The following is a 17,945-nucleotide window of genomic DNA, read 5'->3' as shown; positions in this document are numbered from 1 at the left end:
TCGTGGGCCGTGGCCAGGGCGGGCGGATTGGCGCGTGGCTGCTCGGCCACCCCGGCATCCGCCAGGTCAATCAACGGCATGGCCGTATCGCCCAGCACGCCACGGCTGGCCTCCTGCACCAGCACTGCCAGCGGCTGGCTGTCCTGCAGGGCGAACGCCAGGCGTTGCGCCGGGTATTCGGGGTCCAGCGGCACATAGGCAGCGCCGGATTTGAGGATGCCCAGCAAGCCGACAATCAGCTCCAAGCTGCGTGGCATGCAAATCGCCACGCAGCTATCGGCGCCTGCGCCAAGGCTGCGCAAATAATGGGCGACGCGGTTGGCCTGCTCGTTCAGGTCGCTGTAGCTCAACTGCTGGTCGCCCAGCACCACCGCAATCGCCGCCGGGGCCCGAGCGGCCTGGGCCTCGATCATCTGCACCACGGTGGTATCGCGTGGGTAATCGGCGTCGGTGGCGTTAAACCCGAGCAGGCTCTCGCGCTCAGCGGCAGGCAATACCGACAGCTGCGGCAAGGTCGTACCCGGCGCCGTTTCCAACGCATCCACCAGGCTGCACAACGCCGCCTGCATGTAAGCCACGACCCGCTCCGGATCCGCACCACACACCTGCGCCGTCAGCCGGAAACCATCACCCCTGTCGTCCACGCTCAAGGCCAATGGATAGTTGGTGCGCTCTTCCCCGGCCAGGGTTTCGATCCCCACCCAGGCGTCACGGGTTTCGTGCATGACGCCATCGCTGGCGCTGTGACGGTAGTTGAGCATCGCACTGAACAACGGTGAAGGCGCCACTACGCCGCTGCAACGCTGGGCCAGTGCCAGCGAGGCGTGCTCGTGCCCCAGCAGCGCCGACAAGCGGGCGTGAGTGGAACGCACCCCGGCACGTACGTCCTGGTGATCGAGGCTCACCCGCAACGGCAAGGTGTTGATGAACATGCCCAACGCACGGTCGGCGCCGTCGCCACCCTGCATGCGCCCCATCAGCACGGTGCCGAACACCACATCCGGTTTGCCCGAGGCAGCACTCAAGACCCGTGCATAAGCCAGGTGGAACAGGCTGGCGACGCTGACGCCCAGCGTCCGTGCGGCGGCGCGCAGGCGCAGGTTCAGGGCGGCGGGCACGTCTTGCCCGGTTTCCCTGACGGCATGACCGTCGCCTTGTACGTCCTGCAGGCCGAACGGCAGGGTCGGCTCATCGATATCGCCGAGCATCTCGCGGAAGAACGCCTCGTGCTCCTGCTCATCCGTGCCCAGGCGCACCTGGGCCACATAGTTGCGATACGGCATGGCCGGTGCCGGTGCGGCGGTTGATCCGGCCAGGCTGGCAGCGATTTCGCGGCTGACCACCTCCAGTGCCGTGTGATCCAGCGCCATGTGGTGGAACAACAGTACCGCCACCGTGCGCCCGTTGTGCTCATCCCGGGCGTAGGCCAGGCGCAGCAACGGCGCCTGGCTGACATCAACGCGGTAATGACGGGCATCAAAACGCGCGTGCAGTTGGCTCAGCACGTCGCCGTCAGCCGGGTCGAGGATCACCTCTTGCAGTGGCAACCGGGCGTTGCGCCACACCACTTGCGCCGGGGTGCCGAGATCCTCCCAGGCAATCGCGGTGCGCAGAATGTCGTGCCGGTCGATCACGCCCTGCAAGGCCTGGGCAAAACGCTGCAGACGTTCGACGCTGTCAAATGCCATTTGCGATTGCAGCAGGTACGGGTCGCCCTGCTCGGCGGTGATGTGGTGGTAGAGAATGCCCTCCTGCAAGGGCGCCAGCGCGTAGATATCCTGCACGTTGGCCACGCCGCCCGGTACCGTGGCGACGATGCGGTCGATGCTCGGTTGATCAAGGTTGATCAACGGCAACAACTGCGGGGTGATGCGGGTGCAATCCGGAGTAATCAGGTTGGCCGGCACGGCCACCTCGCGTCCGCTGCCAACCGCAGCCGCCAGCGCGGCGAGTGTCGGCTGGCTGAACAAGACCCGTACATCGGCGCTCAGGCTGGCCTGGCGCATCCGTTCGATCAGGCTCACCGCCAGCAACGAGTGGCCACCCAGTTCGAAGAAGTTGTCGTGGCGCCCTACTTGCTCGACCTTGAGCACATCGGCCCAGATCTGCGCCAACAGGGTTTCGATTTCCCCCTGGGGCGCCTCGTAGCCACGGCTGAGCAACGCGTCCTGATCGGGTACCGGCAAAGCCTTGCGGTCGACTTTGCCGTTGTTGGTCAGCGGCAGGCTATCCAGACGCACATACGCGGCCGGGACCATGTAGTCCGGCAGCTGGTCGTGCAAATGGTCGCGCAGCGCTTCGATTTCCACTCGGCTGCGTTCAGTGAAGTAGGCCACCAGGCGCTTGTGCCCTGGCTCATCCTGACGAGCCAACACCACCACGTCCTTGACCTGGGGGTGTTCGCCCAGGCGCGTTTCGATCTCGCCCAGTTCGATACGGAAACCACGGATCTTCACCTGCTGGTCGTTACGCCCCAGGTACTGCAAGGTGCCATCGGCACGCCAGGCCACCAGGTCGCCGGTGCGGTACATCAGGCCGCCGTCGTTGAACGGGTCAACCAGGAACGCGTGGGCTGTAAGGTCAGTACGGTTCAGATAACCCAGGGCCACGCCCTGCCCGCCGATGTACAGCTCGCCGGCAACCCCCACCGGCACCGGCTGCTGACGGGCATCGAGCACGTAGGCGCGGCTGTTGCCGACTGGTTTGCCAATCGGAATGCTGCCCTCATCCGCCCGGGTGATCTCATGGGTGGTCGAGAAGGTGGTGGCTTCGGTCGGGCCATAGCCGTTGAGCAAGTGCTGCGGCGCGCCGTCCTTGAGTACGCGGGCGATCACGCTTGGGTCCAGCACATCGCCGCCGACAATCAGGTAGCGCAGTTGCGGGAATACCGGCAACAGGCCCTCGGCGTACTGATGGAACAAACCGGCGGTCATCCACAGCACGCTGATTGACTGCTCTTGCAGCAAGGTCGCAAAGGCCTCACGGGACAACAGCGTGTCCTGGTCAACCACCACTACCGCACCGCCATTGAGCAACGGTGCCCACACGTCGAGGGTACTGGCGTCGAACGCCGGGTTGGAGGCGAAGGCCACGCGGTCCTGCGGGTTGAACTCGGCATAACCGTTGTTGATCACCAGTCGCGTGATCGCCCGGTGTGGCACCAGCACGCCCTTCGGTGTACCGGTAGAACCGGAGGTGTACATGATGTAGGCCGCGGTTTCCGATGACTGCTCCAGGGCCGGGTTGTGTTCCGGCTGCTCGCCGAGATCAAGGGTATCCAGGTCCAGACGGTGGCCAGCCACCTCGGTCGCGCTGGTGGTCAACACCCAGCGGGCGCCGCTGTCTTCGATCATGAAGGCTTGGCGATCTGCCGGGGCATTCACGTCCAGCGGTACATATACCGCCGCGCACTTGCTGATTGCCAACTGCGCCACCAGCAAATCCAGGGAGCGCTCCAGCAGGATCGCCACCCGCTCACCCGGCGCTGCGCCGAGGCCCAGCAGGTGATGGGCCAGTTGGTTGGCCCGCGCGTTCAGTTGCGTGTAGCTCATTGAAACCGCGCCCTGCACCGCCGCCACGGCGTGCGCACGCGCAACCACTTGAGCTTCAAACACGCCATGCACGGTCTGCGTCGATGGGAAGTCCGTCGCGGTGGCATTGAATGCCAGCAACACCTGATCACGCTCTGCCGTCGGCAGAATGCTCAAACCGTCGATCGGCGCATCCGGGGCCTGCTCCAGCGTCAGCACCAGTTGCTCCAGCGCGTTGTGCATGAACCGGCAAACACGCTGCGCGCCCACAGACGCCTGCGTCAGCACGTTGAGACTGAAAGCATCGCCCAACTCATCAACGTTCAATGCCAGCGGATAGTTGGTGCGCTCCTCGCCGCCGAGCACCTCGATACCGTGCCAGCCTTCCAGGTTTTGTGTGTCGCTCGGCTGGCTATGCCGGTAGTTGAGCAGCGCACTGAACAACGGCGCGGGCGCCGCCACCCCGCTGCAACGCTGGGCCAGCGCCAGTGAGGCATGCTCATGCCCCAGCAACGCGCTCAGGCGTGAGTGAGTGGCTCGCACACTGGCGCGCGCACCTTGCCCGGCAAGGTCGATACGCAGCGGCAAGGTGTTGATGAACATGCCCAGGGCACGCTCGCTGCCCGCGCCGCCTTGCATGCGCCCCATCAGCACGGTGCCGAAGACCACCGTGTCCTGGCCCGAGACGGCCGCCAGCACTTGCGCCCATGCCAGATGGAACAGGCTCGCGGCGCTGACCCCCAGTTGCCGTGACTGCGCCCGCAGGCGCAGGGCCAATGCGGCATCTACCGCCAGCGAGTGTTCTTCGATGCCGCCGGCGTCGCTCTGTACGTCTTGCAGGCCGAAGGGCAACGTCGGTGCGTCGATATCGGCCAGTTGTTCGCGGAAGAACGCTTCATGGGCCTGCTCGCTGACGCCCAGGCGCGCCTGGGCCACATAGTTGCGATAGGGCACCGGCTCGCCGAGGGTTTGCTGGCTGCCCGACAGGCTCGCCTGCACCTCGTGGCGCACCACGTCCATGGCCGTGTGGTCCAGGGCCAGGTGATGGAACAGCAAGATCGCTGCGATCCGCTGGTTCGCCGGGTCTTGGGCGTAAACCAGTTGCATCAGTGGCGCCTGGCTCACATCCAGACGCGTGCGCCGGGCATCAAAGCGCTCGTGCAGCTGGCTCAGCACATCCCCGTCGGCCACATTCAGGGCAATGGCCCGCACCGCCAGCCTGGCGCTGCGCCACACCACTTGCATCGGCGTGTCCAGGCCTTCCCAGACGATGCTGGTACGCAGGATATCGTGACGGTCCACCACCGCCTGCAACGCTTGGGCAAACGCATCCAGACGGCCTTTATCGGCAAAGCTGAAACGCGCCTGCAACAGGTAGGGGTCGCCTTGCGCGGCACTCAGGTGGTGATAAAGGATGCCTTCCTGCAACGGCGCCAGTGCGTAGATATCCTGCACATTGGCCACGCCGCCCGGCACGGTGGCGACAATCCGGTTGATGCTCGCCTGGTCAAGGTTCGCCAACGGTAAATGGGCGGGGGTGATCCGGGTGCAGTCAGCACTGATCAGGTTGGCCGGTACCTGTACTTCATCGGCGTTGCCCAGCTCCCTCGCCAGGCCCGCCAGTGTCGGTTGGCTGAACAGGTTGCGCACGTCGGCTTTCAACCCGGCCTGGCGCATGCGCCCGATCAGGTTGACGGCCAGCAAGGAGTGCCCGCCCAGCTCAAAGAAGTTGTCATGGCGACCGACACGCTCGACCTGAAGCACCTCGGCCCACAGCGCAGCCAGGGCGACTTCCACCTCGCCTTCAGACGCCTGATAAGCCTGGCTGAGCACGGCCGATTGATCCGGCTCCGGCAAGGCCTTGCGGTCGAGCTTGCCGTTGGCCGTCAAAGGCAGGTTGTCGAGCCGCACATAGGCGGCCGGTACCATAGCGTCGGGCAGCCGGGCTTGCAGCCAGTCGCGCAGGCTGTCGAGGTCGAGCGCCTGGTACTCGGTGAAGTACGCCACGAGGCGGCCATCCCGGGCCACAACCACGCCTTCGCGCACGTCCGGGTGCTCGCCCAGGCAGGTTTCGATCTCGCCCAGCTCAATGCGCACACCGCGAATTTTCACCTGGTCATCGTTGCGGCCCAGGTAGTCGAGCGTGCCGTCTTCCAGCCAGCGGGCCAGGTCACCGGTGCGATACAGGCGCGCATCGGGGGCGTGGCTGAACGGGTCCTGGATAAAACGCTCGGCGGTCATCTGGGGGCGGTTGAGGTAACCGCGCGCCACACCGGCACCGCCGACATACAACTCGCCCGTGAGGCCCCGCGCAACCGGTTGCAGGTGCTCATCCAGCACATACACCTGAGTGTTGGCGATCGGCCGGCCGATATGCAGTGTCCGGCCCGCGTCTATCCGCCCGGAAGTCGCCACTACCGTGGCTTCGGTCGGGCCATAGTTGTTGACCAGGGTAAAACGCTGCGGCGTGCTGAAGTGACGCAGACGATCACCGCCGACCAGCAGGGTTTTCAGGGTCGGGTGTTCAAGGTGCTGGCTCAAAGCGTATTCAGCCACAGGCGTGGGCAGGAAACTGACGTCCAGCGGCTGCGCGGCCCACCATGACAGCAATGCATCGATGTCCTCATGGGCCTGCTGTGCCGGTGGCAAGTGCAGGGTGGCGCCCACGCACAGGGCCGGCCAGATTTCCCAGGCCATGGCGTCAAAGCCGAAACCGGCGACACTGGAGGTATGGCTGCCGGCGTGCAGGTCGAACGCCTCGCAGTGCCAGTTCACCAGGTTTTCCAGGGTGCGATGTTCAACCATCACGCCCTTGGGCAAACCGGTGGAGCCGGAGGTGTAGATCACATAAGCCAGGTTCGTCGGGGTCAAACCGGCCACGCTCGGGTTGCTGGTCGGCTGGTGGTGCCACTGATCGCCGTCCAGCGCGATCACCGGCCTGTCGGTGTCGCCCAACAAGTCGCGGGTGCCTGACTGGGCCAGAACCACCTGCGGGGCACTGTCCTGCAACAGGTAACTGATGCGTTCCTGCGGGTGGGCCGGGTCGATAGGTACGTAAGCCGCACCGGCCTTGAGGATCGCCAGCAGGCCCACCAGTGTTTCGAGGCTGCGACGGGCGCAGATGGCGACCCGATCGTCCGGGCTCACGCCGTGTTCGAGCAGGCTGTGCGCCAGCTGGTTGGCACGTCTGTCGAGCTGACGGTACGTCAGTTGAGCATCGCCCTGGCGCACGGCAATGGCCTCGGGCTGCTGCACGGCGCAGGCTTCAAACAGCGCGTGAATGGTCTGGCCAACCGGGTATTGCCTGGCACTGGCGTTCAGGTCCTGCAGCACCCGCTGGCGCTCGCGGGCCGAGAGGATCGGCAACTGATTCACCGCTACCTGAGGCGTGTGTTCCAGCGCTGTCACCAGGTTCGCCAGGGCCGTGTGCATAAAGTCGCAAATACGCTCTGCACCGATCTCGTCCACGGCCAGGGCGACCAGGCTGAAGTCATCACCCAGGTCGTCCACGCTGAGGGTCAGCGGGTAGTTGGTACGCTCCTGGGCGGCGAAGAACTCGATGCCCTGCCACGCCCGCTCATCCTGTTGCACCGCGGCAATGGCGCTGTGTCGGTAGTTGAGCAGTGCGCTGAACAGCGGTTGTGGCGCCGCCACCGCGCTGCAACGCTGGGCCAGTGCCAGTGGCGCATGTTCATGGCTCAACAGCGCGGTGAGACGGCCATGGGTCGCCTGCGCCGCAGCGCGCACGCCCTCGGAGCCGACGTCGACGCGCAGAGGCAAGGTATTGATAAACAAGCCCAGGGCCTGTTCAGCCCCCTCGCCACCTTGCAGGCGACCGAGCAGTACCGTACCGAACACGGCGTTGTCGCTGCTGCACACCGCGCCCAGTACCCGGGCCCACGCCAGGTGGAACAGGCTGGCCGCACTCACCCCCAATTGGCGGGCTTGCCTGCGCAGACGCTGGCTCAGCTCGGCATCGAGCGGCAAGGCCGACTCGCGCAGTTGGCTGCCATTACCCTGCACATCGCGAACGCCAAACGGCAGCGTCGGCTCGACGATATCGCCCAGCATGTCGCGGAAGAACGCCTCATGCTCCGCCTCGCTGACACCCAGGCGGGCCTGCGCCACGTAGTTGCGATAAGGCTGTGCCTCGGCCAGCGGCGCGGCCTGCCCTTGCAGGTACCCCTGCACTTCCTGGCGCAGCAGCTCCAGTGCCGTATGGTCCATGATCATATGGTGGAACATCAGCACCGCCAGCCAGCGATCGTTCTGCGGGTCGGCAGCGCAAGCGATGCGGATCAGCGGCGCCTCACTGAGGTCCAGGCGGTGATGGCGGGTGTCGAAACGCGCACGCAACTGCTCCTCGATGGCCCCCTGCGCCGGGTCCAGCGTCAACGTTTGCACCACCAATCGGGCTTCGCGCAGTACCACTTGCAGCGGCTCGGCGAAACCGTCCCAAAGCACGGCGGTGCGCAAGGCATCGTGGCGGTCGATCACCCGTTGCAAGCCCTGGCTGAAGGCATCCAGGCGTTCGCGGCTGCTCAGGCCAATCATGGCCTGCAGCACGTACGGATCGCCCTCGGCAGACTGCAAGTGATGGAACAGGATGCCCGCCTGCAAGGGGGCCAGCGGGTAAATATCTTGCACATTGGCCACGCCACCCGGTACCTGCTCGACGATGCGGTCAAGGGTCGGTTGGTCGAGCGCCACCAGCGGCACCAGGTCGGGGGTAATGCGTTGGCAATCGGCGCCGATGCGGTTCGGCGGCACCATCACGTGGCTTCGCGCACTGCCCATAGAGGCTGCGAGCGCAGCCAGCGTCGGCTGGCCGAACAACGCCCGCACATCGGTATTCAGGTCCTTCTGGCGCATGCGCCCGATCAGGCTGACCGCCAGCAGTGAGTGGCCGCCCAGCTCAAAGAAGTTGTCGTGCCGCCCTACCCGCTCCACGTTCAGCAGTTCGGCCCAGAGCTGGGCCAGGGCGATTTCGGTGTCACCTTGCGGCGCCTCGTATTCATGGGTGCGCAGCGCGTCCATGTCCGGGGCCGGCAGCGCCTTGCGGTCCAGCTTGCCGTTGGGGCTCAGCGGGAACGCGTCCAGGTGCACAAACACCTGCGGCACCATGAACTCCGGCAGTTGCGCAAGCAGGTGGGTGCGCAGCTCGTCAGTGGCCGCCGGCGCGCCGGTGTAGTACGCCACCAGGCGCTTGTCGCCCGGCACGTCTTCGCGGGCCAGCACCGTGGCCTCCAGAATCTGCGGGAATTCGCCCAGGCGTGCCTGGATTTCCCCCAGCTCGATACGCAAGCCACGGATCTTGACCTGATCGTCGTTACGCCCCAGGTATTCGATGTTGCCGTCCGCCAGGAAACGCCCGACGTCACCGGTGCGGTACAAACGGCCTTCGCTGAACGGGTCTTTGAGGAAGCGTTCGGCCGTCAGGTCTGGGCGGTTCAGGTAGCCACGGGCGACCTGCACGCCACCGATGTACAGCTCGCCGCTGACGCCCAGCGGTACCGGCTGCATGTGCGCGTCGAGTACGTACATACGGGTGTTGGCGATGGCCTTGCCGATCGGGGTGTTGTCCGGGGCCAGCGCAGCGTTGCAATCCCAGGCCGTGACGTCCACTGCCGCTTCGGTCGGGCCATACAGGTTGAACAGCTGGCTGCCCGGCAGTTGCTGCTTGAAGCGCCGCACCACGCTGCCCGGCAGCGCCTCGCCGCTGCACATTACCCGCACCAGCCCGGCCGCCTGGCTGACATCGCCATGGGCCAGGAACACGTCAAGCATCGACGGCACAAAGTGCAAGGTGGTGACCTGCTCGGCCTCGATGATATCGCACAGGTATTGCGGGTCTTTGTGCCCGCCAGGGCGCGCCATGACCAGGCGCGCACCGGTGAACAGCGGCCAGAAGAACTCCCACACCGACACGTCGAAACTGAACGGGGTTTTCTGCAGCACGGTGTCGTCGGCACCGAGGCGGTACTCTTCCTGCATCCACAGCAGGCGGTTGACCACCGCGCTGTGTTCGTTGATCACGCCCTTGGGCTTGCCGGTGGAACCTGAGGTGTAGATCACGTAAGCCGCATGCTGCGGGGTCAACGCGGCAACCGACGGGTTGCTTGACGGCAGGTGCTGCCAGTGGGCGTGATCGAGATCCACCACCGGTACCGCGATGTCACCCAGCAAGGCGCGGGTGGCGGTTTGCACCAGTACTACAGCCGGGGCGCTGTCTTCAAGCATGTAGGCCAGGCGATCCTGCGGATAGGCCGGGTCCAGCGGCACATACGCGCCGCCAGCCTTGAGGATCGCCAGCAGGCCGACCACCATGTCGGCGCTGCGCTCGACACAAATCGCCACCGGCGAATCCGGCTGCACACCGTGCGCCTGCAGGTGATGGGCCAGGCGGTTGGCCTGGGCGTTCAACTCGCGGTAGCTCAGGTGCTGGCCGTCGGCCAACACGGCAATGGCCTCGGGGGTGCGTTCAACCTGGGCTTCGAACAGGCCGTGCAGGGTCTGTTGCAGCGGGTAATCGCGGGCGGTGGCATTGAACGCCACCAACAGGGTTTCGCGCTCGGCATCGGGCAATACCGGCAGGTGCTGCACGGCGGTATTCGGTGCGTTTTCCAATGCTTGGACCAGGCTGTGCAAGGCGGTTTGCATGTAAGCCGCTACACGGGCAGCGTCCACGCCCGTGGCCTGTACGCCCAGCTGGAAGCCTTCGCCCTGGTCATCCACCGAGAGCATGCACGGGTAGTTGGTGCGTTCACGCACTTCGAACACTTCGGTACCGGCCCAGTACTGCGGCCCTTCGCTTTCCAGCAATGGGCTGTGGCGGTAATTGAGGATCGAACTGAACAGCGGCGACGTCGCCGGTACGCCGCTGCAACGTTGCGCCACCACCAGCGGCGCATGCTCGTGACCGAGCAAGGCGGTCAGCCGCGCATGGGTGGCCCGCACCGCTGCACGCACACCGGCTGCGCCGGCATCCACGCGCAATGGCAAGGTATTGATGAACATGCCCAGGGCGCGGTCGGCGCCATCGCCGCTCTGCATGCGGCCCAGCAGCACCGTGCCGAATACCACGTCGTCCCGTGCGCTGACGCTGGCCAGCACGCGGCCCCAGGCCAGGTGGTGCAGGCTGGCGGCGCTGACGCCGAGGTGACGGGCCTGGGCCCGCAGGCGGCGGCACAGGTCCGGGTCCAGGTTCAGGCGCGCTTCCTTGACACCCAGGCCATCGCCCTGCACTTCTTGCAAACCGAACGGCAACGTTGGCTCGTCAACATCGCCCAGCATCTCGCGGAAGAACGCTTCATGCTGCGCCTGGCTGACGCCCAGCAGGGCCTGGGCCACGTAGTTCCGGTACGGCATGGCCGCGCCCAACTGCGCAAACTCGCCGTTGCGAAAAGCCTGGACTTCTTCGCTGATGACATCCAGGGCCGTGTGGTCCATGGCGATGTGATGGAACAACAACAGGGCCAGCCAACGCTGATTGGCTTCATCATGGGTGAAGGCCAGGTGCATCAGCGGTGCGCGGCCCAGGTCAAGACGCGTGAGGCGCGGGTCGAAATGCGCGCGCAACTGCTCCAGCACGCTGCCTTGGGCGGTATCGAAATGGAGCTCTTCAAGGGCCAGTTCAGCGTGGCGCAGCACCACTTGCACAGGGCGTTCCAGGCCCTCCCACAACAATGCAGTGCGGGTGATGTCGTGACGTTCGACAACCGCTTGCAGGGCCTGGGCAAAGGTGTCGAGCTGCTCGCGACTGCCCAGGGTAAATGTGGCTTGCAGCAGGTACGGGTCGCCCTGCTCGGCGGTGATGTGGTGGTAGAGAATGCCCTGCTGCAAAGGTGCCAGCGGGTAGATGTCTTGCACGTTGCGCGCGCCACCGGGCACCCGCGCGACAATCCGCTCGAGCTCGTCCTGGCTCAGCTCGATCAGCGTCAGCATGTCGGCGCGCAACTGCGTACAGTCCGCCGGAATGCGGTTGGCCGGCACCTGGATTTCACTGCCGCCGCCCACCGCAGCCGCTAGTGCTACCAGGGTCGGTTGGCCGAACAGCACGCGCACGTCGGCGCTCATGCCCAACTGGCGCATGCGCTCGATCAGCTTGACCGCCAGCAACGAGTGGCCACCGAGTTCGAAGAAATTGTCATGGCGGCCCACACGGGCGACGCCCAGCACCTGGGCCCAGAGATCGGCCAGGGCCGTTTCAGTGGCGCCTTGAGGGGCCGCGTACTCACGGCTGGCAAACGCCTCGACCTCCGGCACCGGCAACGCACGACGGTCCAGCTTGCCGTTGGGCGACAGCGGCAACCGGTCCATCTGTACATAGGCGGCCGGGATCATATAGTCGGGCAGCAGTGCCTGCAGGTGCGCACGCAGCTCATCAATGCCCGGCGATGCGCGTTCGGCCTCGGCCGTAAAGTAGGCAACCAGGCGCTTGTCACCCGGGCTGTCCTCACGCACCAGCACCGCGGCATCGCGAATGCCGGTGTACTGGGCCAGGCGCGCTTCAATTTCGCCCAGCTCCACACGAAAGCCGCGGATCTTGATCTGGCCGTCGTTGCGGCCCAGGTAATCAATTTCACCATTGGGCTGGTAGCGCCCCAGGTCACCGGTTTTGTACAGGCGCCCGCCCGCCACGAACGGGTCGGCCAGAAAGCGCTCGGCCGTGAGCTCATCACGGTGCAAATAGCCGCGCGCCACGCAGACGCCGCCGATGTAGATTTCGCCGGCCACGCCCAGCGGTACAGGCTGCAGCTGTTCATCCAACAGGTAGATACGGGTGTTCGCCACCGGCACGCCAATGGACGGCAGCACCGGCCATGAGGCGGCATCGCCGTCCAGGGTCAGGGCCGTGGTCACGTGGGATTCGGTCGGGCCATAGTGGTTGTGCAGGCGGCAACCCGGCAGGCGCTGGAACAACGCACGCATCTGCGCGCTGATGCGCAGCTGCTCACCCGCGGTGATGACATCGCTCAGTGCACAGGCCAGAGCGCCCAGTTCCGGCTCATCGGCCACCGCTTCTGCCAGCGCCTGCAAGGCGATGCACGGCAGGTACAAACGCTGGATGCGCTGCTCGCAGATATGACGGAACAGCTGGCGGAAGTTAAGCCGTACATCACCATGGATCAACGACAGTTCACCCCCGGCACACAGGGTGCTGAAGACTTCCTGGAATGCCACGTCAAAACCCAGTGCCGCAAACTGCAACGTGCGCTGAGCCTCGCGGCCATCCGCCACGGTCTGCGCGATCTGCCACTGCATGAGGTTGACCAGCGGCCCGTGGGGCATGGCCACGCCCTTGGGCTGGCCGGTGGAGCCGGAGGTGTAGATCACATACGCCAGGGCGTCAGCCTGCAGGCCTTGCACCAGTGGGTTGTGCGCAGGTTGTGCGTCGATGCCGGCCGGGTTGTCCAGACACAAGGTGGGCACACCCGCCGTGCCGAAACGCGGCATGAGGGATTGCTGGGTCAAGAGCGCCTTGGGCGCGCTGTCGTGGAGCATGTAGGCCAGGCGTTCGTCCGGATAGGCCGGGTCCAGCGGCACGTAGCCCGCGCCCGCCTTGAGAATCGCCAGCAACCCGGCAACCATTTCCAGGCCGCGCTCGGCGCAGATCGCCACACGATCATTCACACCGATGCCATCTGCGACCAGGCGATGGGCAATGCGGTTGGCCAGGCTGTTCAATTGGCCGTAGCTCAAGGCCTGCCCTTCGTACGTCACCGCAATGGCGTCAGGCTGGCGCAGCGCCTGGGCCTCGAACAGCTCATGCACGGTGGCCGTGGCCGGGTACTGGGTGTCGAAGGCGTTGAAGTCGCCCAGCAGGTGTTGCCGTTCGGCATCGGGCAATAACGCCAGGCTGTGCAGGGTTTGCTCCGGCTGGTGCTCGAGCGCGTCGGCAATGGCTTCCAGCACGCGGTGCATGTAACCGCACACGCGTTGCGGGTCGACACCCGCCACCGCCTGCACGCTCAGGCCAAAGGAGTCGCCGAGGTCGTCCACCGACAGCATCAGCGGGAAATTGGTGCGTTCTTCACCGCCGAGCATTTCCACGCCCGCCCACTTCAAGGCTTTGCCCGCATCCTCGGCCGACTGCGCGCCGACTGCCGCGTGCCGGTAGTTGAGCAAGGCGCTGAACAACGGTGTAGGCGCGGCCACACCGCTGCAACGCTGGGCCAGGGACAACGGCGCGTGTTCGTGGCCGAGCAAGGCAGCCAGGCGCGCGTGGGTGGTTTTCAGCGCGTCTTCCACGCCCTGACCGCCCGCCTCGACGCGCAACGGCAAGGTGTTGATGAACATGCCAAAGGCGCGGTCGGCGTCTTCGCCACTGCTCAAGCGGCCCATCAATACCGTGCCGAACACCACGTCACGGCGACCGGACAAGTGCCCCACCACCTGGCCCCAGGCCAAATGATGCAGGCTGGCGTTACTGACCCCCAGGCGCCGTGCCTGGGCGCGCAGGCGCTGGCCCAGTTGCGCGGCCACCGGCAAGTTGGCCTGCTGGATACCCTGGCCATCGCCCTGCACGTCTTGAAGCCCGAACGGCAGGCTCGGTTCATCGACGTCGCCGAGCATCTCGCGGAAAAACGCTTCATGGGCGGCCTGGCTGATGCCCAGCCGGGTCTGCGCCACATAATTACGGTAGGGCACCGAAGGCGCCAACTGGTCAGCACGCCCCTGCAGGCAGGCTTCGATTTCCGCGCCAAGCAGCGCCAGCGAGGTGGCATCGTCGATCAGGTGGTGGAACTGCAGCACCGCTACACAGCCCTCACCGCCCGGTTCCTGGGCGAAATGCAACGCCATCATGGGCGCACGGGTCAGGTCCATGCGTGTGTGACGCGGGTTGAAGCGTTGGGTGAGCTGCGTGGCCAGATCTTCGGCCGAAGGCGCCAGTTGCACCTCCTGCACCGGCAGGCGGGCTTCACGCCAGACCACTTGCACCGGCTCGTCCAGGCCTTGCCAGGCGACCGACGTGCGCAGTATGTCGTGACGGGCGATCACCTGTTGCAGGGCTTCGACGAAATCCACAAGGCGTTCGCGGCTCTCCATGCGCAGCAGCGCTTGCAGCAGATAGGGGTCGCCCTCGGTGCTGGTCTGATGGTGGAACAGAATGCCTTCCTGCAACGGCACCAGTGCGTAGATGTCCTGCACGTTGGCCACACCGCCGGGAATACCGGCGACCAGGGTGTCGATTTGCGCCTGGGGCAGCCGGACCAGCGGCAGCATGTCCGGGGTGATGCGTTGGCAGTCGCGCGCAATGGCATTGACGGGCACCTGCACCTGGTGCCGGTTGCCGGCGGCCGCCGCCAGTGCGACCAGGGTCGGCTGACCGAACAGCACGCCCACATCGGCGTTAAGGCCGACCTGGCGCATGCGCTCGATCAACTTCACCGCCAGCAGCGAGTGGCCGCCCAGCTCAAAGAACTGGTCGTGGCGGCCCACCTGCTCGACCCCGAGCAACTCGCTCCAAAGCCCCGCCAAGGTAGTTTCCAGCGCGCCCTGTGGGGCCTGATATTCACGCCGCGCAAACGCTTCGGCATCCGGTGCCGGCAACGCCCTGCGATCCAGCTTGCCGTTGGTGGTCAGCGGGAAGCTGTCCAGCGTTACGAAGGCGTTGGGCACCATGTAATCGGCCAGGGACACCAACAACTGCGTGCGCAACGCGGCGGCTGAAGGCTGGGCACCCTCGGCGGCAATCAGGTAGGCCACCAGGCGTTTATCACCCGGCTCGTCTTCACGCACGACCACCACCGCTTCACGCACGCCGTCGCAGGCCGCCAGACGGGCTTCGATTTCACCCAGTTCAATACGGAAACCCCGGATCTTGACCTGGTCGTCGTTACGCCCCAAATAGTCGATGCTGCCATCCGCCTGCCACCGCCCCAGGTCGCCGGTGCGGTACATACGCGCACCGGGCGTGGGGTCGAAGGGGTCATGCACAAAGCGCTCGGCGTTGAGTTCAGGGCGGTTCAGGTAGCCACGGGCCACGCCCGCACCGCCCACGTACAGCTCCCCTTCGACACCGTGGGGCACCGGCCGGCCCTGGGCGTCGAGGACGTACAGGCGCAAGTCCGGAATACGCCCGCCGATGGGGCTGGTACCGACCAATTGCGCATCCGCTGCTTCCAACGCCCGGTACGTCACGTGCACGGTGGTTTCAGTGATGCCGTACATGTTCACCAGTTGCGTGCCGCCGTTGGCCATGCGCGCATACCAGGGCTTGAGAATCGCAGGCTCCAGGGCTTCGCCACCAAAAATCACCTGGCGCAGGGAGTGCTTCAAGGCACTCTGGCCCTGCGCGGCGATCAACGAGCGAAAGGCGCTCGGCGTCTGGTTGAGGATGGTGACGCCCGCGCTGCACAGCAGCGCGTAGCATTCGTCCGGCGAGCGGCTGGTGACTTGCGGCACCACCAGCAATTGGCCGCCGTGAATCAGCGCCCCCCAGATTTCCCACACGGAGAAATCGAAGGCGAACGAGTGGAACAAGGCCCACACGTCCTGATCGTTGAAACTGAACCAGGCATCGGTGGCGGTAAAGAGCCGCGTGACGTTACCGTGTTCGATCATCACGCCTTTGGGCAAACCGGTGGAGCCTGAGGTGTAAATCACATAGGCCAGGCTGGCTGCGGTGAGGCCTGCAACGTGCGGGTCCTGTATCGATTCCTGGTGCAGGCTCGTCGCGTCCAGATCAATCACCGGCACCGTGAGTTCGGCCACCAGTGCCTGGGTCGCCGCCTGCACCAGCACCGCTACCGGCGCGCTGTCCTGCAAGGTGTAACTGATGCGTTCCTGGGGGTACGCCGGGTCGATCGGCACATAACCGGCGCCGGCCTTGAGGATGCCCAGCAGCCCGACGATCATTTCCAGGCCGCGCTCAACGCAGATCGCCACCCGGTCATCCGGGCGCACACCCAGGCTTAACAGTCGGTGGGCCACCCGGTTCGCGCGATGGTTCAATTCGGCGTAGCTCAAGCGCTGCTCGTGGAAAACCACGGCGGTCGCATCGGGTCGAGAAGCCGCCTGGGCTTCAAACAACCCATGCAGGGTGGCATCGCTGGCCGGCGTACTGGAGCCGGCGTTCCACTGTTGCAACAGCGCGCGATCGCGCTCGGTGGTCAGCGAGAAGTCATTCACCGCCAGCGCGGCATTTTCCAGCGCTTGCTCCAGCACGTAGGTGAAGCGCTCCGCCAGGCATTCGATTTCCTCGGCATTGAAATACGCTTCGTTATAGACGTAGTGGGCCCATGCCTTGTCTTTCAGGTTGCTCGCACGCAGGTGAAAAGCCAGCGGCATCTGCTCGTGGCTGTTGGTGACCTTGACCGAGTCGCCCAGCCCTTGCGCGAACTGGTACAGATGGTCGTCCTGTTCGTAGGACAAGGTCACATCGAACAGCTGCCCGCTTTCGTTGCGCAGGTTCAAGCCACTCAAGGGGAAACGCTGGTGCCGGTAATCCTGCTTGAGCCCGTCGCGCACGGCACAGATCACCTCGCCAAAAGTCAGCTCGCGACCGAGGCTGAAGCGCACCGCGCTGACCTGGGTAAACATGCCAACGGTGCCTTTGAACTTGCCCGTGCGGTTGAGCAAGGGCAGGCCCACCACCCATTCATCGCGCTGCGTCACGCGGGTGAAATAGACATACATGGCAGCCAGCAGCACATGGTAGGTCGAGGCCTGGAAGTCTTTGGCCAGCTCTCCCATGCGCTCATGTAAAGCCACCGGGAACGGCCGTGCGTAATGTCGGCCCGGGGCCTTGCCCTTGGCGAATTGGTTGTGATGGCGCGCCGTGAACAGCGGCTCCGGCAGGCTCTGGTACTTCGCCTGCCAGTATTCACGGTCCTTGGCATAGCGCGCTGACTCACGGTAGCGCAGGTCGTCGTGGATGAAGTCCACGTAAGACGTGGCTTCCATATCCGGCTGCCGCGCTTCGAGCAGGTCGCTGTACAGCGCGCCAAGCGATTGCAGCATCTCACCGAAGGCCCAGCCATCGAGGATGATGTGGTGGGCCTGGTTGATCGACCAGTAATGGGTGTCGGCCAGTTTGATCAGGAAAAACCGGCACAGCGGCGCCTCGGTCATGGGGAATGACCGCGCCATGTGCTCTTCAACGAAGGCCATGGCCGTGCTGACGGGATCGGCCTGGGTGGAGAAATCCAGAAATGGCACATCGACCTTGATCGCCGGCACGAACGCCTGCAACGGCACGCCATCGGCATCCGTCTCGTCAACCAGGGTCAGGCGCAGGGCATCGTGCTTGTCCACCATCAACTGCACGGCACGCTGCATCACTTCGGGGACGATCGGCCCCTGGATTTCCAGGTAGTTGCCGATGTTGTACAGCGGCGAATCACCCTGGCTGATCTGATCGAGCCAGATGGCTTTTTGCGCGGCGGTCAGCGGGAAGGTTTGAGGCTTCAT

At 65.2% G+C, this 17,945-nt stretch carries 1 protein-coding gene (running past one end of the window); it reads right to left on the bottom strand.

Going from position 1 to position 17,945, the window contains the following annotated elements:
- Positions 1-17,945 carry the 5' portion of a non-ribosomal peptide synthetase gene (locus tag C4K39_RS24535; RefSeq protein ID WP_124347617.1) on the bottom strand. It extends 1,297 nt beyond the left edge of the window, so the window shows 17,945 of its 19,242 coding nt (coding positions 1-17,945); the start codon lies at positions 17,943-17,945; its stop codon lies off the left edge, out of view.

Source organism: Pseudomonas sessilinigenes (assembly GCF_003850565.1).
GTDB lineage: Bacteria > Pseudomonadota > Gammaproteobacteria > Pseudomonadales > Pseudomonadaceae > Aquipseudomonas > Aquipseudomonas sessilinigenes.
Note: the sequence above shows the minus strand (reverse complement) of the source record. Positions and strands in the feature narration are given on the sequence as shown.